At 63.1% G+C, this 19,495-nt stretch carries 18 protein-coding genes and 1 tRNA gene; 7 read left to right on the top strand and 12 right to left on the bottom strand.

Annotated elements, in window-relative coordinates; translation table 11 throughout:
• Positions 1-108: 108 nt before the first annotated feature.
• Entirely contained in the window at positions 109-1,083 is a 975-nt protein-coding gene (locus tag ISX84_RS04895; RefSeq protein ID WP_195819181.1) for a 2-dehydropantoate 2-reductase, read from the bottom strand.
• Between the two features lie 69 nt (positions 1,084-1,152).
• Positions 1,153-2,682 (bottom strand): acyl--CoA ligase, encoded by a 1,530-nt coding sequence (locus ISX84_RS04890; protein WP_195819180.1) that lies wholly within the window; start codon positions 2,680-2,682, stop codon positions 1,153-1,155.
• 223 nt (positions 2,683-2,905) lie between these two features.
• Here ISX84_RS04890 and ISX84_RS04885 point away from each other — a divergent pair, with 223 nt between their 5' ends.
• Positions 2,906-3,349 (top strand): fumarylacetoacetate hydrolase family protein, encoded by a 444-nt coding sequence (locus tag ISX84_RS04885; protein ID WP_229884068.1) that lies wholly within the window; start codon positions 2,906-2,908, stop codon positions 3,347-3,349.
• A 69-nt stretch (positions 3,350-3,418) separates the two neighbouring features.
• Positions 3,419-4,180 carry a sulfite exporter TauE/SafE family protein gene (locus ISX84_RS04880; RefSeq protein ID WP_195819178.1) on the top strand — a complete coding sequence of 254 codons (762 nt, stop codon included), beginning with the start codon at positions 3,419-3,421 and terminating at the stop codon, positions 4,178-4,180.
• Here ISX84_RS04880 and ISX84_RS04875 read toward each other — a convergent pair.
• The 4 genes from ISX84_RS04875 to ISX84_RS04860 form a co-directional block, all read right to left on the bottom strand.
• A complete protein-coding gene (locus ISX84_RS04875) occupies positions 4,164-5,150 on the bottom strand; it encodes an NAD(P)/FAD-dependent oxidoreductase (RefSeq protein WP_195819177.1) in 987 nt (328 codons plus the stop codon). The genes ISX84_RS04880 and ISX84_RS04875 overlap by 17 nt on opposite strands.
• A 189-nt stretch (positions 5,151-5,339) precedes the next feature.
• Complete coding sequence (locus ISX84_RS04870) at positions 5,340-5,936, bottom strand: GNAT family N-acetyltransferase (protein WP_195819176.1); 597 nt, start codon at positions 5,934-5,936, stop codon at positions 5,340-5,342.
• An 80-nt stretch (positions 5,937-6,016) separates the two neighbouring features.
• Positions 6,017-6,583, bottom strand: coding sequence for a hypothetical protein (locus ISX84_RS04865; protein ID WP_195819175.1), 567 nt, complete (start codon positions 6,581-6,583; stop codon positions 6,017-6,019).
• A gap of 128 nt (positions 6,584-6,711) precedes the next feature.
• Positions 6,712-7,650, bottom strand: a complete 939-nt coding sequence (locus tag ISX84_RS04860) for a homocysteine S-methyltransferase family protein (RefSeq protein WP_195819174.1) — start codon at positions 7,648-7,650, stop codon at positions 6,712-6,714.
• Between the two features lie 121 nt (positions 7,651-7,771).
• Between ISX84_RS04860 and ISX84_RS04855 the strand changes: the two genes are divergently transcribed.
• Positions 7,772-9,391, top strand: a complete 1,620-nt coding sequence (locus ISX84_RS04855; RefSeq protein WP_195819173.1) for an alpha/beta fold hydrolase — start codon at positions 7,772-7,774, stop codon at positions 9,389-9,391.
• A gap of 403 nt (positions 9,392-9,794) precedes the next feature.
• Here the strand turns inward: ISX84_RS04855 and ISX84_RS04850 are convergent, their stop codons facing one another.
• Positions 9,795-10,571: an inositol monophosphatase family protein gene (locus ISX84_RS04850; RefSeq protein WP_229884067.1), complete on the bottom strand. Its 777-nt coding sequence runs from the start codon at positions 10,569-10,571 to the stop codon at positions 9,795-9,797.
• 247 nt (positions 10,572-10,818) lie between these two features.
• Between ISX84_RS04850 and ISX84_RS04845 the strand changes: the two genes are divergently transcribed.
• From ISX84_RS04845 to ISX84_RS04830, 4 genes are all read left to right on the top strand, one after another.
• On the top strand, positions 10,819-11,112 hold the full coding sequence (locus ISX84_RS04845; protein ID WP_195819171.1) for a ribbon-helix-helix domain-containing protein: 294 nt from the start codon (positions 10,819-10,821) through the stop codon (positions 11,110-11,112).
• A gap of 108 nt (positions 11,113-11,220) precedes the next feature.
• Positions 11,221-11,616 carry a VOC family protein gene (locus ISX84_RS04840; protein WP_195819170.1) on the top strand — a complete coding sequence of 132 codons (396 nt, stop codon included), beginning with the start codon at positions 11,221-11,223 and terminating at the stop codon, positions 11,614-11,616.
• An 18-nt stretch (positions 11,617-11,634) separates the two neighbouring features.
• Positions 11,635-12,159, top strand: a complete 525-nt coding sequence (locus tag ISX84_RS04835) for a twin-arginine translocation signal domain-containing protein (RefSeq protein WP_195819169.1) — start codon at positions 11,635-11,637, stop codon at positions 12,157-12,159.
• 15 nt (positions 12,160-12,174) lie between these two features.
• Positions 12,175-13,746, top strand: a complete 1,572-nt coding sequence (locus tag ISX84_RS04830; protein WP_195819168.1) for a GMC family oxidoreductase — start codon at positions 12,175-12,177, stop codon at positions 13,744-13,746.
• Between the two features lie 352 nt (positions 13,747-14,098).
• On the opposite strand, the gene ISX84_RS04825 is transcribed toward ISX84_RS04830, so the two are convergent.
• The 5 genes from ISX84_RS04825 to ISX84_RS04805 form a co-directional block, all read right to left on the bottom strand.
• Positions 14,099-14,188 (bottom strand) — tRNA-Ser (locus ISX84_RS04825).
• A gap of 70 nt (positions 14,189-14,258) precedes the next feature.
• Positions 14,259-14,978, bottom strand: coding sequence for an alanyl-tRNA editing protein (locus ISX84_RS04820; RefSeq protein WP_195819167.1), 720 nt, complete (start codon positions 14,976-14,978; stop codon positions 14,259-14,261).
• Positions 14,975-17,293 (bottom strand): DUF3772 domain-containing protein, encoded by a 2,319-nt coding sequence (locus ISX84_RS04815; protein ID WP_195819166.1) that lies wholly within the window; start codon positions 17,291-17,293, stop codon positions 14,975-14,977. The genes ISX84_RS04820 and ISX84_RS04815 overlap by 4 nt, the downstream gene beginning before the upstream one ends.
• Positions 17,290-18,327: a cysteine synthase A gene (locus tag ISX84_RS04810; RefSeq protein ID WP_195819165.1), complete on the bottom strand. Its 1,038-nt coding sequence runs from the start codon at positions 18,325-18,327 to the stop codon at positions 17,290-17,292. The genes ISX84_RS04815 and ISX84_RS04810 overlap by 4 nt, the downstream gene beginning before the upstream one ends.
• A gap of 54 nt (positions 18,328-18,381) precedes the next feature.
• Positions 18,382-19,488, bottom strand: a complete 1,107-nt coding sequence (locus tag ISX84_RS04805) for an NUDIX domain-containing protein (protein ID WP_195819164.1) — start codon at positions 19,486-19,488, stop codon at positions 18,382-18,384.
• Positions 19,489-19,495 lie beyond the last annotated feature (7 nt).

Here is a 19,495-nt window from a genome sequence, read left to right as displayed (position 1 = left end):
CGAAACTCTCCCTCATCAGATGGCGCAAACGACGGGATGCGCAAGGCCAGAAGCCCGCTGCGGCGTTAGGGCGCAATCCGCGCCCGGTCTCAAAGCCGCCGGGCGCTGTCAGTAAAGGCCCGCCGTCCTGCCCCGCAATTGGATCAGCGCCAGCACCGTATCGATGGTGGGGGTCGGCGTCTGCGTGATCCGCCCCAGTTCCTGCACCGACCGGACCAGCGCGTCGATCTCCATCGGGCGACCCGCGTCCAGATCCTGCAGCATCGAGGTCCGGTGCGCGCCAACCGCCGCGCCGCCATCAATCCGACGCTCCACGTCGATGGGAAATTTCACGCCCAATGCTTCCCCGATCTGCTGCGCCTCGACCATCATGCCGCGCGTCACGGCCCGCGTGCCGGGATCGGTGCAGAGCACATCCAGCGTAGCATGGGTCAGCGCCGAGATCGGGTTAAACGACAGGTTGCCCCAGAGCTTGACCCAAATCTCGTCGCGCAACCGGGGCCGCACCGGCGCTTTCAACCCCGCCGCCATCAGCGCCTTGGAGAGCGCAAGCGCCCGGTCGGATTTCGACCCGTCCGGCTCTCCCAGTGAAAAGCGATTGCCCTCGATATGGCGGATCGTGCCCGGGGTGCTGACCTCCGCCGCCGGATAGACCACGCAGCCCAGCACCCTGTCCGGGCCAAAGCCGTTCCACTGCGCATCCCCGGGATCGACGCTCTGCACCCGTGTGCCTTCCAGCGGTCCGCCGATCTTGTGGAAATACCACCAGGGCACGCCATTCACGCCGCTGACAATTGCCGTGTGATCGGCGATCAGCGGCTGCATCATGGGCACCACGGCGGGCACCGAATGCGCCTTGAGCGTGACGATCACATAGTCCTGCGGCCCCAGCGCGCTTGCATCATCGCTAGCGGTGACCGGCACCGTGGTTTCCTGCCCATCCTCGATCAGCGTCAGACCGTTCTGCTGCATCGCGGCCAGATGCGGGCCGCGCGCCACCAGGCTGACATCCGCCCCGGCCTGGGCCAGCTTGACCCCCATGTAGCCGCCAATCGCCCCGGCCCCAAAGATGCATATCTTCATTGATGCATCTCTTTTTCTATTCTGTAGCAGTGCGTTGTGCAGCGAACTTCATGTCTGTCAAGAAACATCTCACGCTCCCTCCACCAGCCCGAGCTTCTCTGCAAGACCGATCCGCTGCATCTTGCCGGTGGCTCCTTTCGGGATCTCTTCCATCACGATCACGCGGCGCGGCACTTTGAAATCGGCCATACGGGTCGCGGCAAAATCGCGGATGTCTTGCGCGCTGGCCTCTTGCCCCTCGCGCAGCACCACGGCAGCGGCGACCTCCTCGCCCAACTTGGGATGTGGCAAGGCAAAGGTGACCACCTGCGCCACCGCCGGGTGATCCATCAGCACGCCATCCACTTCCAGCGGGCTGATCTTTTCACCACCCCGGTTGATGATCTCTTTCAACCGCCCCGTGAGGTGCAGATACCCCTCCGTGTCAAAGGCGCCCTGATCGCCGGTCCGGAACCAGCGATGGCCCTCCGCCTCGAAAAAGCTCTTGGCATTGGCCTCGGCGTTGCCCTCATAGCCGGGCGTGACATTGGGGCCGGAAATCACCACCTCGCCGGTCCCCTCCATGAGGTGATCTTCGGCCTCATGGGCAATCCGCACCATCGGACCTGCGGGCACGCCAACCGAGCCGGGTTTCTGCCGGCCCGCGCCCAGCGGGTTCGAGGCCATCTGGTGGGCCGCCTCTGTCATGCCGTAGCCTTCGATCACCGGCGCACCGAATGTCTCTTCCAGCGCGCGCATGACCTGCGCAGGCAGGGACGCGGAAGAGGAGCGCAGAAAACGCAACCGGCCTTGCGCAATAACCTCCGCATTGCGCCCGGCGCGGGTCAGGATCGCCTGATGCATGGTGGGCACCGCCGTGTACCATGTGGGTTGCGCATCCTTCATCCAACCGAAGAACCGCAGCGCGTCAAACCCCGGCGCACACCAGACCGACGCCCCGGCCGCCAGCGAGGCCGTCACCGCAGCAATCAGCCCGTGAATATGGAAAAGCGGCATCACGTTCAGGCAACGATCCGCAGGGGAAAGCGCCAGGGACGCCTGAACATGCTGCGCAGAGGCGGCGACATTCGCTTGGCTCAAGGGCACGATCTTGGGGCGTGAGGTGGTGCCGGAAGTGTGCAGGATCAGCGCCACATCCTCTGCCTCCGGCGCTTGCGTTTTTGCCCCCCCGGAAGCCTCCGACTGCAGGGTGAAATAACCTGCCGCAGCCCCCTCGGGGACAGAAAGCCGGATGAGGGACATCCCGGCCTTGGTCGCCGCCGCCACGGCGGGCCCGTCGTCATCTTCGGTGACCACAAGCGCCTTGGCGTTCAGGTCCGAGAGATAGAAATCATATTCCTCTTCGCGGTAGGCCGGATTGAGCGGCGCGGTGGTCGCAACCTGTGCGATCGTGACAAAGGCGGCGGCCATTTCCGGCCCATTCGGCAGCACAATCGCCACCCGGTCCCCGGCGCCGATGCCCATCGCGTGCAGGGCGTCCGCCACCTCTTCCGACAGCCTCCGCAACCCACCGTAATCCATCCACGGTCTGCCCGGCGCACCAAAGGCCAGAGCGTCCGCCGGATGATCGCGCAGCATTGATTTCATCGTTGAATGCATTGTGCCGTCCTTGTTGTCATGCCCCGACTGCGCGGGACCTATGCCGGGACCAACCGCTGGAAATCCCACATCGTTTCTATCCCGGTATCTGTCTTATAGGCCGCAGCGGGCGCGGGCAAAACCCTTCGTCTGGTTCTCCTTTGCGCGCGGTCAAGAGAGTGGTTTCGCCCGGCTTCAATTGCGGTATGGTCAGGCAGTCCGGATCAGAAGCGGTGGAGAACGAATGCCCGACTACCCCATAAATGCCCCAAAACCCATCGCCCTGCCCGTCGCTGGCAGCCGCGCGCAATACCCGGTGCGCCGGGACCGACGGGGCGAAATGAACAAGGCCGGGTGTTCATGGGAAATCGGCAAGGGGTTCGCGCGCACCGCGCTCGTTGGTCCGGTGCATCCCACTATGGATATCGGATACCCCGACCAAGGCACGATCAAACTCAAGCTGAATGGCGCGCTGCGGCAGGAGGGCGATTTGAACCCCCTGATCCGGAAGGGGCCGGAAATGATCTCTTATCTCTCCGACGACGTCGAACTCGCGGCGGGCGATGTCGTCCTGTTGGGCACCCATGCGGGCGTAGGAGCGGTTCATGAAGGCGATGACATGGAACGCGCGACTGAGGGTCTGGATCAGATGAGTTTGAAGTTCACTAAATACAAAATTTTTCAATAATTTACACGAATTTCCTCATGTTCCACCAACAACTTCCCAAAGCATATCGGTCACTGACCGCCCCGCAGAATGCTCGCTGATCTGCTGCATGCCGGTCTCGGCTGGCCCATTGCCACGGCGACCATCGCGGTCAGCTTCTTCAGCTCTCTGATCACGGCGGCCTTCGGGATCGGCGGTGGTGCTGTCATGCTGGCGGTTCTGGCCACATTGCTGCCCGTGCCCGCCATTATCCCTGTGCATGGGCTTGTCCAACTCGGGTCAAACGCGGGCCGCACGATCCTGTTCTTCAGACATGTTCACAGAGCCGCCCTGATCCCCTTTCTCACCGGCGCCGTGATCGGCATTGCGCTGGCCAGCAGCGTTGTCGTGCAACTCGATGCCGGTATCCTGCAGATCACGGTCGGGGCCTTCATCCTGTGGACCGTGTTCTTGCCGATACCGGCGCTGATGCAACGGTCGTCCGCAGTCACCGGCGCGTTTTCGAGCTTTCTGACCATGTTTGTCGGCGGCACGGGCCCGTTCGTGGCAGCCTTTGTCAAAACGCTGGAGCTCGACCGGATGGCCCATGTCGGCACCCATGCGGCGATGATGACCGCGCAGCATCTGCTGAAGACCATCGCGTTCGGCCTGCTGGGCTTTGCCTTCACGCAGTGGGCAGGGTTCATCGCCCTGCTGATCCTTGCCGGGTTCCTAGGCACGATTATCGGGCGCTCGGTCCTCATGCGCATCGACGAGGTCCGTTTCAAACGCATCCTGAACGTGATCCTGACCCTGCTAGCTTTGCGGCTGATCTACGCCGGGGGCGCGGCACTCCTCACCCCGTCAGGGTAATCTCCAGCGCCTCTGCGAGGGCGGAGGCGCTGTCAAACGCCGCCTCGACCTTGCCCGCGCCGCACCAGTCTCCCGCAGCGGCGAGCCGGTTGTCCGGGTCGATCAGGAAAGGCGTAGCCGACGGCGTGGCCACGCTGGCATAGCGCCAGCGGTGCAGGCCGATGTAAGCGGCGGTCGATGCCGCAACACCGGTAACAATCTCGACTGTGGCCATCAACTCGGTCCGTATGGCATCCTGATCCCGTTCCAGATTGGCTTGGGCCCAGCTGTTGCTGGTTTGCGCCACGATGCAGTAGTGGTCAGGCCGCCCGGGTTTCGACGTGTTCACGGCAATCCAGGCCAGCGGATCTTGCCCGACCCACGCAGCCTCCCAGTCCAGCACCTGCGGCGTGTCAAACCCCAGCATCAGGCTGTAACACCCCTGCATTACCGCGGTTTCAAGGGAGGGGTGACCGGCGAATTCTAGGGGCATCAGGCGGGTCGTCTGGGGGGATGGTGCCGTGCTGATCACCCAATCGAACCGGCCCAGATCGGTATCTTCCGCGTCCAGCACCTGCCATTGATCGCCGGACCGGACCAGCCGGTCCACCTGAACGGCGCGGCGCACAGTCAGCTCGGCCGCCATGGCTTTTGCCAGGCCTGTCATCCCGGGTGTCGCAACATAGCGCGGCGCGGTCCAGCGCGGCGGTGCCTGTGCACTGGACAGCTGTGCAAGGCGTGGTGCCCATGGCTGCACCGTGCCGTCTTCCAGATAAGGGCGCAGAAAGGCCTCGAAATCCGCACTGCGTGCGGTGAAATATTGCGCCCCGTGGTCGAATGCGAACCCATCTTTCCGACGTGTCGACATGCGCCCCCCCAGCCCGCGTGACTTCTCAAAGACGGTCACCTGCATGAAAGGTGTCAACCGCTGTGCAAGACGCAAGCCGCTGAGGCCCGCGCCGATGATCGCAACACTGGGTTTTCCGGTCATATCAATCCCTGGTATCCTTGGCTGCCCAGTCACTTAGCGCAGATATCCGCAGACGCCATCAGTTTTGCACCCGGCGGCGATTTTCCTGCCCCTGCAAAGGCGGAACGGGCCGTTTTCATCCTGACCCCAGCGGGGTGAACGGCAGGCCGGACTGTCTCGACCCGTCCTGCCGCCGCGTGCGTGGTGTGCCTAGTGAAGCTTCTTGATCATCAGCACCCAGAACCCTTCAGGATCATCCGGGCGGGGTCGGGCAAAGGCGGCACGGCTCACTTCTGCATAGCCCAGATGTTCATAGAGCTTCATGGCTGGATTTACCGCATCAACGATGATGCTCATCCGGGTGTGCCCCCGTTTCTTCGCGCGCGTCTCTACCCCCGCCATGAGCGCAGACGCCGCCCCCAGCCCGCGTGCGTCCGGATAGGTGGCGAGGATGTTCACGTACCAGCTTGGCGCCGCCTGCTCTTCCAGCTCGATCAGGGGGTGGAAGATCTCGGGCACGCCGGACGTATCCATGGGCCCGCTTTGTTCGATGGCGTAGGACACGATGGCAGAGATGACCGCGCCTGACCGCAGGGCCACATCCGCATTGCGGTAGGAAAATCCACCCGTGGTCTGTCGGGCGCGGCGGCGGCCAACATCCAACGCCGTCTCATCCCCCTCCCGCAGATCTTCCCAGGTGATTTCAGAGAGGCCCTTGCTGGCCAGAACGGCGAAATTGGCCAGATGATCCGCGTCGTCCGGCTGGGCGGCGCGAAAGGCCAGACCTTCAGTGTGATGCATTGTCATGAAGTGTTCCTTTTGAAAAAAGGCCGTGCCCTACCGCCCGCCCACAGGGACGCACAATAGGGACGGCAAGTGTTGAAAAATCAGTCTTCGAAAAACCGGTATTGGGCGGCGTAGTCATCCTCGGGAATGACAAGGCGCGTCTGCACCCCCATATGCGTGTTGAAGCCCAGAAGCGTTTGCTCCATCACCTCGCCCGCACCGTCAAAGGCGCCGGTGGCGGCGGTGATGGGACGGATATTTGCAACGCCAACATCTGCAAGTTCGGTGCCTTGGGTGATAATCACATCGCCGGAGGTGAACTGCAGGATCTGGCGGCTGACGAGCCAGACGCCCGTTGTGGCATCGCCCCCCTCGCCCACAAACCAGCCATCACAGGTCCAGGTGCCCAAGACAAGCTCGGGGAAGGCCGGGCTGCCGTCCGCGAGGACACCGTCCATGCCGTCTTTCAGCGTGCCTGCAGGATAGATGTAGCCCTGGGTCACAAAGGGATTGCCATGGGCGGGCATGCCGCTTGCGTGCACCGGTGCGGGGGCAAAGGCGAACCGGGTGTGATCCTCCGCCACGTCGAACCGGGTGATCGGCTCTGCCGCCATCGCAGCCCATGGCGTTGCCAGGGCAAACACCGCGCCGAGAAAAATAGATTTCATCATCGTCTTATCCAATCGTTAAACAAAAGTGAGAGGGTGCAGCGGGGGAAATGCACCCCGCTGCCCGATATCCCCGGCGCGGTTCTCTCAATCCCGCGCCGGTGTCCGTGCAGTATCAGCGATGTGGTTCAGGCGACCTGCGGCGCGTGCACCGCGTGGCAAATGCTGCTCACGTGGCGCAAGTCGGTCCCGCAGCAGCCGCCAAAGACGTTCAGCCGCGGCAGGTAGCGCCGCAGATCGGCATAGAGGCTGCCCAACTCCTGCGGATCGCCGTCGTCCAGCTCCTCGCAGGCGTCAAGCTCGGCGTGCGACATGCGCGACGCATTGGCCCGCAGCCCGCAAATCCGGTCGGTCCAACTCCCATCCCCCAGCACATCGCGGAAGTGATCCGGATGCGCACAGTTGATCATGTAGTAGGCCGGGCGCACCTCGCTCTGCGCGTCCGTCTCGGCAATGGCCTCGGACAGATGTTGCCCGGTGGGCAGCTTGCCATCCGTCTCAACGGTAAAGCTGACGACGCAGGGAACGCCCGCTTTGGCCGCTGCATTCGCCACGCCGATGGCCTCGGGCGTGTTTGTCATCGTGATGGCAGACACCAGATCGGCCCCACTGCGGCTCAGCGCATCCACCTGGAACTGATGGTAGGCACGCGCCTCCACGACCGACATCACGGTTGCCGGATCATAGCCGTCACCACGCGGCCCGACGACACCGTTGATCAGCACATCCGCGTTTTGCGCCCGCTGTGCGCGCAGCGCTGCCGCGAAGGACACCGCCTGCGCATTGATCTCTTCCAGCGCCACAAGATCGTGGCCCATGCGCGCCGCCCAATCCGGGTTGGCCCGCCAGGTGCAGGTGTCGAGCACGAAGCCGGTGCCCTGCTGGGCCGCCAGATCCAGAAAACCGGTGAAATACTCGGTCATCGCCGTGCTGCCCTTGACGTCGTTCAACAACGAAAAGGACGCAAAATACGGCAGATCGAACCCTTGCTGAAAGAGCAACCAGGTCTCAAGCCCGGCATCCGTCAAAAAAGGACGGGTGTTTTCATGGGGCAATTGCTTTGTCATCGTAATCTCCAAAAATCATAAACGAACGCACCCTTCTCCTGCCCCACCGTGTGAGTGAGCGTGGTAGTGAGCGTTTAATTTTTCTAGAAACCCCGTGTTAATTGAGGCACAAGCCGGATTTATGAACCCTTCGCTGCGCATTTCCCTGCTGGGCGAGCTGTCGGTCACCCGAAATGGCGCGCCCGTCCCGCTGCCTGCCTCGCGCAAGGCGCGGGCGGTCTTGGGCTATCTGGTCGCCACGGCGCGGCCTGTCCGGCGGGAACGGCTGTGTGAGCTCTTCTGGGATCTGCCCGACGACCCGCGCGGCTCGCTCCGCTGGGCGCTCAGCAGGTTGCGCGCCGTTGTGGATGATGCGGCAACCCCGCGCATCATTGCCGACCGCGAGCGCGTGGCCTTTGCGGCGGAAACCGCAACCGTGGATCTGCTGGGCATACGGGCGCGTCTGCTTGACGATCCGCCGCTTATCCCTCCTCCCGAACTGCGGATCATGGCCAGCCAGCTGGAACTGCCGTTCCTGGACGGGCTGGACCATGCGGGCGATGCGGATTTCGACAACTGGCTGCTGTCGGAGCGCGAAGATGTGCACCTGCTGCGCCTGAACGTGCTGCGCAGGCTGGCGCTGCACCCGGAGATCGACCGGGTGGAAGCGGTGAAATGGGCGCGTCACTGGAAAGAGCAGACCCCGCTGCAGGAAGAAGCCGCGCGCAGCCTCATCCACGCGCTGGCGCACACCGGGCGGGAACAGGAAGCGCGCCACTGCGAGGCCGATTTCCTTGCCGCTGCCAAGGAGGCCGGGCTGTTGGTCTCCGGCCCTCTGATGCCGGACGCCACAAAAACCGTGGAAGACGATGAATTGCACGCCCGCCCGGATGAAACCATACAGCGGCGTATGCTGCGCAAGCAGCAGATCGGATTCTGCCGGGCAAGCGATGGCGTCCGGATTGCCCATGCCAGCATTGGCGAGGGCCCGCCGCTGGTCAAGGCGGCCAACTGGCTCAACCATCTGGAACTTGATTGCAACAGCCCGATCTGGGGCCCGACATTCGACGCCTGCGCGACCGGTCGGCGGTTCATCCGCTATGACGAACGCGGCAACGGCCTGTCGGACTGGGACGTGCCGGACATCACCTTCGATGCCTTCGTGAAGGATCTGGAAACCGTTGTCGATGCGCTGGGGCTGGAACGCTTCCCGCTGCTGGGCATTTCGCAGGGCTGTGCCGTGAGCATCGCCTATGCCGCACGCCACCCTGAACGTGTCTCGGGCCTGATCCTCGTGGCTGGTTATCCGACCGGGTGGCGCATCGGCGCGAGCCCGGAGGAGCAGGCGCGGCGTGAAGCGGTGCTGACCCTGACCCGCCACGGCTGGGGCACCGCCAACCCGGCCTACCGCCACATCTTTTCCCAGACCTTCATGCCGGATGCCAGGCCGGAGGATCTGGCCTGGTTCGACGAATTCCAGCGTCTGACCGTCTCGCCTGAAAACGCCGTGCGATTTCAGGAAGCTTTCGGGACAATCGACGTGCGTGACAGTCTGTCCAAGATCAAGGCGCCGACCATCGTGTTTCATGCGCGCGAGGATCAGCGGATCTCCATCGAACAGGGGCGCGAACTGGCCATTGGCATAGAGCATGCGGAATTCGTGCCGCTGGACAGCAAGAACCACATTCTGCTGGGATACGAGCCCGCGTGGCACGACTGCGTCCGGCAAACCAAGGGGTTCCTGCGCAAGCACGGAATCTAGCGTGAGGCCGTTGGTCTCCTACGGCCCTGAGGGCGCCGCGATGCGCCCCATGACCGTTTCACCACAGAATTCTGAGGCAGGCCAGGCCGATGGCTGCACACTAGGGTCGGCGATGAACGACGCGGCGATCATCAATGTGGAACGCTCATGGCATCTCCTTGCCCGCCTGGGACCGCGCTATGTGGCCCTCGCGCAGCCTTGCTGGCGGAAAGACAGGTATCAAGATGACCTATGTCAGAAGGCATGTCCGGGACATGTAGCGCTCGGATGAAGCACCGGGACATCTTTTGACGCGGAGAGCACGCTTTGCCGGGAGAGGTCCGGTTTCGCTGCCGCCCGTGTGCTGGCGGCGTGTTCTCTCAGCGCACTCCGGTCTCGTACACGAAAATCCGACCGCCGGGTGTCAGGTGTTCCAGGCGGAGATCGCGATGCCTTTCAGTGTGTCGAACACGTCCGGCGTGCCGGTGATGACCCGCCCGCCATTTCGGATCATGTCGCTGGCATCCTGCACCTCAACGACACCCCCCGCCTCTGCAATCATCAACTGACCGGCGAGGCAGTCCCAGGCGTTCATATGCTCCTCCAGATACCCCAGCAACCGACCAGCGGCCACATAGGCCAGCGACAGCGCGCCGCTGCCATTGCGGTGGAACATCGCGCCCTGATCGATCAGGGCACCCACCACGGGCACGGTTCTTTCTGCCCTGAGCCGGTTTGAATAGCCCACGGCCACGGTGCCGTTTTCCAGCGCTGTACCCGTCGCGACATGCATCGGCGTCCCGTTCAGCGTGGCCCCGCCGCCCCGCACCGCCGCAAATGTCTCGTTGATGATCGGATCGTGGATCACGCCCACCTGTGTCTCGCCGCCCGAAACGCCCGCCAGCACGATGGTCCAGTTCGGAATGCCATTCACGAAGTTGGTGGTGCCATCAATGGGGTCGATCACCCAGTCAAAGCCGCTTTGACCGGCAGTATCGCCGTGCTCCTCTCCGAATATGCCATCCGTGGGCCACCGCTCGGAAATCTGCTCCCGTATGAATTGCTCGACGTTGCGGTCTGCGTCGCTGACCCAGTCCTGTGCGCCCTTCTGATCCACTGTTAACTGGTCACGGTTCTGGAAATAATCGCGCGCCTTGCGGCCTGCCGATTGGCAAAGATCGATTGCGAAAGCGGATTTCATGTTCACTGTCATGGGGCGAGAGGTACACGCGGGCGCGCGCCGTAGCAAGGCGCCGATCCCGCCCATTTCAAGCCGGACAGATGCACCCGGCGGCACTGTCCCAACCCGCGGATTTGGCAGCTGCCGCCGCCTTGCCTGCGTCTGTCTTCACCGGCGCGCCCCCCCCTGCACAGGCGTTCTTTTGCAAAAAGAGGTGCAAGATGGCGCCGAATTATGCAAACTATCGATGTTTTATGGGAGGAAACACATGTGCCAGGTATTTGCCGGTCAGGATCCAGAACGCTATGCCAGTACAACGCGCCGCATACGCCTGAATGGCCAAAGCACCAGCATCCGGCTGGAGAACGCCTTTTGGCAGGTGATCGACACCATTGCGGAGAATGACGGAACAACAACCCCAGTTTTCATTTCCAAGCTGCATTCGGAGGTGCTGGAGCTTCGGGGGGAGCCAGTGAATTTCACCTCGCTGCTGCGGTGCGCCTGTCTGAAATTCATGGAGGTTTCGGCGCATGAAAGCCAGACAGCCGTGGCGGCTGAGTAGCCGCCCCCACGCCGCGCTAAGAATAACTGCCCGGTAGTAAACCTATACTACCTGCATGTCCTGTCCTGGCCTGTATCCTGATCCTGTCAAACCGTGAGGGAGGAGGCTTTGGCCAAAGCGATACATTCGATGATCCGTGTGCTGGACGAGGCACGGTCGGTCAGGTTCTACGACAAGGCATTCGGGCTCAAGGTCGCGGATCGTCTTGATTTCACGAACTTCACACTCGTCTATCTCAGCAATCCGGAAAGCGGCTTCGAGCTGGAACTGACCATCAACAAGGATCAGGCGGAGCCTTACGATCTGGGCAATGGCTACGGCCATTTTGCCGTGTCGGTCGAGGATCTGGCATCCGAACATGCCCGCTTCGAGGCTGAAGGGCTGGCGCCGCGCAAACTCGTGGAGTTCGCGCCCGACGGCAAGCTGGTGGGTCGGTTTTTCTTTGTGACCGACCCGGACGGCTACGAGATCGAAGTGCTGGAGCGGTCCGGCCGCTTTCAGTGACATATCAGGGAGGAAGAAATGGATAAGACAAAAAGCCCACAAGGGCTAACACGACGCCAGTTGCTGTCCACTGCGACAGCTGCAGGGGCGTCTTTTGTGGTGGGCGCGGGGTTTATTGCCGCGCCGAATGCGGCCTGGGCGATGGAGACATCCGCGCTGAAGCCCGAAACCTTTGCCACGCTGGTGCAGATGGCCCGCGATATCTATCCGCACGACAAGGTGGGCGATGAATACTATGTGATGGCGGTCAAGGGTTATGACACTGCCGATGCGGCAGAAGGCGTCGAGGCCGGGATCGCCGCGCTGAATGCCGCAGCGCGGGGCAAGGGGTTTGGCAGCTACCTCGGCACCGGCTGGGAGCGCGACCGGGTGGATATTCTGCGCGGTATGGAGGATAGCGCGTTTTTCCAGCAGGTCCGCGGCGGTCTGGTGACCGGACTCTACAACCAAAAGGCGGTCTGGCCGATCTTTGGCTATGAAGGGTCCTCCTTCGAATTCGGCGGTTATATCGACCGCGGCTTCAACGACATCAACTGGCTATAAGGGGGAGACGGCACCATGACGGCACCATTTGATCTCACCGACGACAGCGTTGTTGTCGTAATTGGAACCGGCGCAGGCGGCGGGGTTCTTGCCAATGAACTGGCGCAAAAAGGCATCAGCGTGGTCGCGCTGGAAGCAGGCGGGCGCTACCTGCCCGAAGACTACGTCAACGATGAATGGGCAAGCTTTGGACAGCTGGCCTGGGTCGATCCGCGCACAACCTCGGGCGACTGGCGCGTGGCCAAGGATTTCTCCGGCCTGCCCGCCTGGATCGTGAAGGCGGTTGGTGGCACCACCACCCATTGGGCCGGTGCGTCCCTGCGCTTTCAGGACCACGAGTGGAAGGCAAAAACCACCTACGGCGATGTGCAGGGCGCGAACCTGCTGGACTGGCCCATCGACCCGCGCGAGATGGATGACTACTATACCAAGGCGGAAAACAAGCTGGGGGTGACCCGCACCGGTGATCGCGCGGGCCTGCCCGGTAACAACAACTATCTGGTCTTCGAGAAAGGCGCCAAGGCGCTGGGATACGAGCAGGTGCACACCGGCCGGATGGCGATCAACTCCGCCGACAATGACGGGCGGCAGGCCTGTCAGCAGACGGGCTTCTGCTTTCAGGGTTGCAAATGGGGCGCGAAATGGTCAGCGGCCTACACCGACATCCCCGCAGGCGAGGCCACCGGCAATCTGGAAGTGCGGGAGAAATCGCATGTGGCGCGCATCCTGCACAACGAGGCGGGCAAGGTCACCGGGGTCGAATACTTCGATGAGGACGGCACTCTGCAGATGCAGAAGGCCCGCGTGGTCTGTGTCGCAGGCAATTCATTCGAGAGCCCGCGCATGCTGCTCAACTCCGCCTCCTCCATGTTCCCGGATGGGCTGGCCAACAGCTCCGGTCAGGTCGGGCGCAACTACATGCGTCACATGACCGGATCGGTCTACGCCACCTTCGAGCAACCGGTGAAGATGTGGCGCGGCACGACCATGGCGGGCATCATTCAGGACGAATCCCGCCATGACCCAAGCCGTGGATTTGTCGGCGGCTACGAGCTGGAAACCCTGGCGCTTGGCCTGCCATTCATGGCGGCTTTCCTGGATCCGGGCGCCTGGGGACGGGAGTTCACGTCTGCCCTGGATGCTTATGAGAACATGGCAGGCATGTGGATCGTGGGCGAAGACATGCCGCAGGAAACCAACCGCATCACGCTCAACCACGCGGTCAAGGACCAGCACGGCCTGCCGGTGGTCAATGTGCATTTCGATGATCACCCCAATGACATCGCCATGCGCAACCATGCCTACACGCAGGGCGCTGCGGTCTATGAGGCGGTTGGCGCAACGCGGGTGTTCCCGACACCGCCCTACCCGTCGACCCATAACCTCGGGACGAACCGGATGTCGGAAAAGGCGCAGGATGGTGTCGTGAACAAATGGGGTCAGACCCACGACATCGCCAACCTCTTCATCTCCGACGGGTCGCAGTTCACCACCGGTGCGGCAGAGAACCCGACACTGACGATCGTGGCCCTTGCCATCCGGCAGGCAGATCATCTCGAACGGGAGCTTTCAGCCGGCAATCTCTGAACGCACCTCCACGGGGCCCGGGACCACCGGGCCCCGTACCAGCCAGGGGTCGGACAGCCCTATGCAGATCGAAAGGGGCCCAAACCGGGATGTCGGCGCGGATGTCCGGAGAAAACAGGTCCGTTTCCAACCCTCAGAAGCCACCAAGACGTATCGGCACACAAGGCGTATCGGTTTTCCGACGCCCGCGCAGAGCGTGTCTTTCGCTCATTTGCGGATACTGATTGGATGTCGGTTTCGGAGCCAACGGAGCATAGTTCGAACCTTGCAGGCTCTCATTGCATCTGCGATGCAACTGCCGCTCAGGTCTCCGATCTGAAGGAAACTGGCGTTTCTGTTCCAGAAAAGCCTGTGGCGGAGCGACAGGGATTCGAACCCTGGAGACGGTCTCCCGCCTACACACTTTCCAGGCGTGCGCCTTCGACCACTCGGCCACCGCTCCGTCCGCGCGGTGTAACGCGGTAGCGCCGCGCTTTGCAAGAGCCAAAATCGCCTTTCCCGGCGCCCGTGTCCTAACTGTCCAGATGCAGGTAGATGCGGCGGTTCCTGCGGCCCTTTTTCTCCATTTTGCCCAGCCGGACCGTGCCGATCTCGCCCAACCGCGCCACATGGGTGCCGCCGCAGGGTTGCAGATCAAGTGGGGAGGCCACATCCCCTATGCGGATCAGGCGGATGCGCCCTGCCCCGCGCGGCGGCTGCACCGACATGGTCTTCACCAGACCCGGCTGCGCGTCGAGCTCGGCTTCGGTGATCCAATCCTCGCTGACCGGCGCGTCCGAGGCGATCATCGCGTTCAGGCGCTCCTGCAGCCCCTCCTTGTCCTCCGGCAACTCCGGCATATCGAAATCGAGCCGCCCGCGCTCCGCGCTGATGGCCCCGCCGGTGACCCCAAAGGGAATGGCGACCGACAGCAGATGCAGCGCCGTGTGGATGCGCATGTGGCGATACCGGCGATCCCAATCCAGCGTCTGTTCGACCTCGGCCCCCACCGCAGGCAGCGCCTGCCCATCTGCCGGCACCAGCACAATTGCGTCGCGCTCGCCCTTTACCGTCGTTGCAATCTCCAGCGCGCCACCCGGCCATGTCAGATGGCCAGCGTCGCCCGGCTGACCGCCGCCCGTGGGGTAGAAAACCGTACGCGCCAGCACGAGACCACCCGCATCCTTATGGGCGACAACCTGCGTGCGCGCCGCCTGCAGATAGGGGTCGTCGCGAAAGAGCATGTGCGTCATGAGGACTTGTCCTTGAGCACCTCCGGGTTGCGCAGCCAAAGATCGCGCTGTGCAAAGGGCACTTCGATCTTCTCTTCGGCAAACCGTTCCGCAATGGCGTGGTTCACGTCGTTCTTGACCTTCAGGATCCAATTCACATCCCGCAGGATCATGCGCATTTCAAACTCCAGCGAATCCGCCCCGAAGTTGTTGAAGAGGATCATCGGTGGCGGGTTCTGCAGCACCATGGGCTGGGCTTCGGCGATCTCTGTCAGGATGCCTTCGACCCGCCGCGTGTCGGTCCCGTAGGCCACGCCGATGTTGACGATCAACCGACCCACCTTGTTGCCGCGGGTGAAGTTGGTGACGGTGCCCGAGACGAGATCGGCGTTGGGCACGATCACATCCGTGCGGTCGAAGGTCTCGATCCGGGTGGAGCGCACAGAGATGTCGCGCACGTATCCCATCTGCCCGCCCACCTCGATCCAGTCGCCTTCGGAAATCGGCCGTTCGATCAGCAGAATGATGCCTGAGACGAAATTCGACACGATGGTCTGCAGGCCGAACCCGATGCCGACGGACAGGGCACCGGCAACGATGGCGAGCGACGACAGATCGATCCCCGCGCCGGTGATCGCCAGTACCGCAGCCAGAAAGATCCCCACGTATCCCAGACCGGACACGATGGCATTCTGCCCGCCGATGTCCATTCGGGTCTTGGGCAGGACGTTGACCCGCAGGGTGCTCTGCACCAGCCGGGTCACCGAATAGCCGATGATGAAGATGATCGCGAAGGTCAGGAAATCACCGGGCGAGATTCGGGTGTCGCCGATGGCAAAGCCGCGGCTGAAGATGGCCCAGACCTCGGTGAGGTCCGCCACCCGCGCGCCCCAGGCCAGGGCGAGGAGCGGAATGGCGCAGAGCACCAGCGCAAAGCCCACCAGCACGGGCACCAGCGCGTCACGCGCCCGCTCTTCATCACCGGTGATCAATCCGTAGAGGTCGACCGAGAACCGCTGCAGGGTCAGCACGAACCCCAGGATCAGCAGGCTGACCAGCGTGGGGTAGAGCAGCGCATTGCCGGCTTCGGCATATCCGATGGCGGCCATGATCGGTGACACGACCGACACCACGACCAGGGCCGTTCCGGCCACACGCACCACCCGCGCCAGCCCGAGGCCTCGTGGAGCCTCTTCGCTGTCAGGATCGCTCTCAACGTAAAAGCTGCGCAGGATCAGCCCCACGGGCGCCATCACCAACGCGATCAGCACCACGATCGGGAAGGCCAGAACCGCATCGGTTGCTGGGTCCGCGTCGTCAAAACCGACAAAAAGTTCCACCACTGCGCGCGAGACAAAGAGTAGCGACAGCACCAGCATGTAGAAACGCGCCGCCGATCTCTTGGCGTCCGGCAGCGGGATCAGCGCGTCTTCGGGGATGCGGGCAAACAGCCGTTCGGCCAGCCAGCGAAAGCCCAGCAGCACAAAGCCGAACGCCGGCAACGCTTCGAGGATCTGATCCGTGCGGGTCCCGGCAAGGCCGGTCAGACGCAGCGCATGGGTCAGGATCAACAGCCCCGTCAGTGGCAGGAAGATCCGCAACAGCGACACAAGGAACCGCCAGACACCGGAGCCGCGCCCGCCCCAGCGCCGCAGGTACGTCAGCCCCATGCCCGCCCAGGCACGCCCCCGGATGATCAGCGCCAGCGCGATGGCCATCAGGAACAGCACAAGCGGCAGGTTTTCCGCCATCTTCTGTCGGCGGTCCGGGTCACTGAGGGTTTCGACCTCCTGCCCGATGGCCAGCAGAATGCCCCCAAGGTCTTCAAAGGCCGTGGGCCAATGCGCCGGGTTCAGCGGGGATGGCCCCAGGGCCAGCAGCCGCCGTGCCTGCCGTTCGCGGATGATCGTGTCGATTTCCCGGATCAGCCCATCGGCACGCCGGAACGCTTCTTCGGAGACGCGTACCGGGGCCAGCAGGGTTTCAAGCTGGGCTTCCAACTGCGTGCGCCGCGCTGCGATATCCTCGGGCTCAGAGCCACTTTCCGGCACCGGCCCAAGCGCCTCGATCTGGGTGCGCAGCGTCGCAATCCGCTCTCCGTTGATCTTGGTGCCCGCGGTGAAATCTGTCCGATACTCCGCGATCTCGGCCCGCAAGCGCTCAAAACGTTCGTTGCTGGCCTCATCCCGCTCAATGGCTTCCTCGGCCAGCGTGGCGACGTCGTTCCAGGCCTCGATGTTTGGTCCGCTGCCCGGTTCCTGTGCACTCCCGGGATCGCCCCAGAGCGTCAGGAGCGCGAGGCTCAGCACCAGAAGGCTGTGGGTCAGCGCCCTCATACGTCTTCGAAGACACCGGGAATGCTGGCGGGCGCCTGATCGAGCCAGCCGGGCACAGGCAGCCCCTTTTCACGCAGGAAGTCAGGATTAAAGAGCTTGGACTGATAGCGCGTGCCATAGTCGCAGAGGATCGTCACAATCGTGTGCCCCGGTCCCATGTCGCGCGCCATGCGCATCGCGCCTGCGATATTGACGCCGGAGGAACCGCCCAGGCACAACCCCTCATGCTCCAGCAGGTCAAAGACGATGGGCAGCGCTTCGCTGTCATGAATGTTGTAGCTGAAGTCAGGCGTAAACCCTTCGAGGTTCTTGGTGATACGGATCTGTCCGATCCCCTCGTTGATCGATGACCCTTCGGACATCACCAGCTCGCCATTGGTGTAGTAGTTGTAGAGCGAGGCACCGTCCGGGTCCGCGAGACCGATCTTCACGCCCTTGGGCTTCAGCGCCTCCGAGACGCCCGCCAGCGTGCCGCCAGAGCCCACCGCACAGATGAAGCCATCGACCTTACCGCCGGTCTGCTCCCAGATCTCCGGGCCCGTGGTTTCGATATGGGCCTGCCGGTTGGCGACATTGTCAAACTGGTTGGCCCAGATCACGCCCTCATTGGTGGTGCGCGCCAGTTCCGCCGCCAGACGCTCGGAATAGCGCACGAAGTTATTGGGGTTGCGGTAGGGCGCGGCGGGCACCTGCACCAGCTCGGCACCTGCCAGCCGCAACATGTCCTTTTTCTCCTGGCTCTGCGTCTCGGGGATCACGATCACCGTCTTGAACCCCATCGACGCGCCGACCAGCGCGAGGCCAATACCGGTGTTGCCCGCCGTGCCTTCGACAATCGTGCCACCGGGGCGCAGCAGCCCCTTGTCCACCGCATCCTTGATGATGAAGAGCGCCGCCCGATCCTTGACCGATTGCCCGGGGTTCATGAACTCCGCCTTGCCGAGGATTTCGCAGCCTGTGGCCTCGCTCGCCTGCTTGAGGCGGATCAGCGGGGTGTTTCCAATGGCCGCAGCCAGATCGCTTGCAACATGCATCGGTCGGTTCCTTTGATATATGTCCTCAACACCTAGCGGCGCACCGGCGCGACCTCAAGAGGTGCTGCGCAATCGGTCGCGGTGCCGGGCCAGCCAGTAGGCGATCAGCGCCAGGGGTGTATTGGCGATCCGGCAGCTATCGCAGAGTTCAAGGAGCGTATCGAAAGACATCAGATGCGTGCGGATGTCCTCGTGCTCTTCCTCTAGCCCGCCGATACCGGCCACGGCGTCAGGCAGATCCGCCAGACCCACGAAGGTGTAGTAAAACTCCGACGAATTGCCGGGAGAGGTATAGGTCTCGCCCACCGGGTGCAGATCCCCCAGCTGAAGCCCCGCCTCCTCCATGGCTTCCCGGCGCGCGGCCTCCTCTGCCGTCTCGCCCGGGTCGAGACGCCCTGCGACCGGCTCCAGCTGCCAGCAGGACGCATCCGCCCGCGCCAGCGGCCCCATGCGCATCTGCTCCACCAGCAGGACCCGATCCCGAACGGGATCGTACGGCAGCACCAGCGTCGCATCCGCCGCCAGAAAAACCGCGCGCGTGACCGTATCCGTCATCTCTTTGTCGAACCGCTCGTGCTGCAGATCGTACTCATCCAGGGCGAAGTAATTGGCGTAGACCCGTCGTCGCGCGGCGACTTCGACCTTACCGTTCAACGTGCCAGCACCATGCCGGGACGTGCGGGCATTCAGCCGGGACCAGGCGCGCGCGCGGATCATCGGGAACATCCCTGCAATTTCTGTGGGCGGCTTGATCCCGAAATAACTCATGACTTCCTGTGCTGCCGTCACGCTGAGCGGGCCCCAATCCCGCGCCCAGTCGTCCAGTGACCAGCCCCCCTCAGGCGTCCACATCCCGGCGGGCGGCATATAGGCGCGCGCCGCACGGCCATCCGCCAGCGTGACGTCAATCAGCACATAGCCAAAGGCGCCCTCGTAGTAATCCAGCCGCGCAAGATCGACCGCGGTCACCCCCTCGGCAAGCACGCCTTCGACTGCGCCCGCGTGATCCTCGACTATAGTGGGGAACGGACCTTCGGCGACCGCGTGAACGGAATACCCGGGCAGGATCGCGGTGCCGAGATCGATGTGGCCGGTGTCGCCTACCACCGCGTCGATCAGGGCAGGATGGCGCAGCGTGCCAAAGAAAAACAGCGGTGTCATCTGTTGG

Source organism: Roseobacter sp. MH60115, assembly GCF_015644665.1.
Classification (GTDB): Bacteria; Pseudomonadota; Alphaproteobacteria; order Rhodobacterales; family Rhodobacteraceae; genus Roseobacter.
Note: the sequence above shows the minus strand (reverse complement) of the source record. Positions and strands in the feature narration are given on the sequence as shown.